Source organism: Aphanothece hegewaldii CCALA 016, assembly GCF_003007785.1.
In the GTDB taxonomy this organism is placed as follows: domain Bacteria; phylum Cyanobacteriota; class Cyanobacteriia; order Cyanobacteriales; family Microcystaceae; genus Chroococcus; species Chroococcus hegewaldii.
This window is the reverse complement of record NZ_PXOH01000106.1, coordinates 1-1,427: the sequence shown is the minus strand read 5'-3', so window position 1 is coordinate 1,427 and position 1,427 is coordinate 1. Positions and strand designations below refer to the sequence as shown.

Below are 1,427 nucleotides of genomic sequence, written 5' to 3'. Positions count from 1 at the left end.
GTAAACTTGTTCTATGGCGATTCCCGCGTTGCTTTGAAGTTGGTTGGAAACTTGTAGTTCGTAATGGTCGGCTTCTAGAGCAGCAAAGCTGAGGTATGCAGTTCTTGTCGTTGCGTCATAGCGTACAGTTTGAGGTGTCAGAGGTTCCTGACTTTCGCCATCTAGCACGAAGTTAGCTTTATTAAGAACTGAAAAAGCTTCCGTTCCTGAGCCGACTAACATATCGGAGTTAAAAGTAACGGTTAAAGTGCTATTGGGCAGGGCAACAATGGCATCTGGTGCTGGGTTAGTAAAGGTTACTTGAGGAGCAGCTAAGGGATTTAAAACATCGATTTGTTGCGACTGACTCAGAAGAACGCGTCCGTCGGTCGTCGTCTCAACAATATCTCCTCGACTACCCCCTGATGCTACTGTAAGAAACTGCCGCGTTGCTAAATCCACCATGAGCAGTTCGCCATTGTTGCTCGAAACAAATAATAGCCCAGCTAATCGAGTATTTTGTTGACCGAAAGCAAGAGAATCTATTGGTTTATCAAATAAGAGCATTAACTGCGCTTGGCCTGTTTCATCAAAACGAACGATTTCTCCCCGTTCTGGCCAACGCGCTGCCCATAATGTTCCGTCTGGAGCAAAAGCTAAATTACCAACTCTCCGGTCGCTAAAATGGGTAAAAGTTTCTGTAATGGGGTCGAAAATTTCAATGCCGTTACTTGAAGAAACGTAAATTTGTCCAGTTTGAGCATTAATCGCTAATGATTGAGTGATCCCATCACCGTATTGTTTAATAATTGCTCCCGTAGTACGATCAAGTTTTAATAAGGGACCGCCACCCGTCGCCGCCCAAAGCTGACCATCTGGTGCTATCGCCAAGTCAAAAAGCGGATGGGCTAATTCAGCGAGCAGATTTGCCGTCCCACCCGTCTGAGGAATCGAGAACAGTGAACCACGATTAACTCCACCACTGGCTATGACTGAACCATCTTCCTGAATTACTATAGCCATCGGTCCGATTTGTGCGTGGCTAACGGGTATTCCTGTAGCAAATGCCTGTGCGGTAAAGGGTCGCAAGACTTGCTCGAACTCGGATCTCTGAATTAGACTTAGCGTATTGGGGATGTTTTGAGACGCGATGATGAATAAATTGTTAGGTACCGCGTCTGGGTTAGGGTCAGGGGCTGGTTGAATCGGCGGTTCGCTAGTTTGCTCCACGGTGGGCAAGGTGCCGAGATCAGGAGAAGACCCATCATCGGGAACAGTAATGCCGTTGGGTTTTTCAGTGTTGCCCGCCTCATCGGTTGCCAGAACTAAGAATTCGTATGTTTTGCCTTCTTGACCGAGAAAAACCCCTTCTGTATCGGTTGTTTGTCGCTTCCAAATGGTAAAATTGCCACCATTTTCAGAGACGTAAACGGTAACGTGTTTAACCC

General features: G+C 46.7%; 1 protein-coding gene. It reads right to left on the bottom strand.

Annotated elements, in window-relative coordinates:
- On the bottom strand, window positions 1-1,427 hold a 1,427-nt coding region (locus C7H19_RS26085), incomplete at both ends, for an Ig-like domain-containing protein (protein ID WP_181280754.1).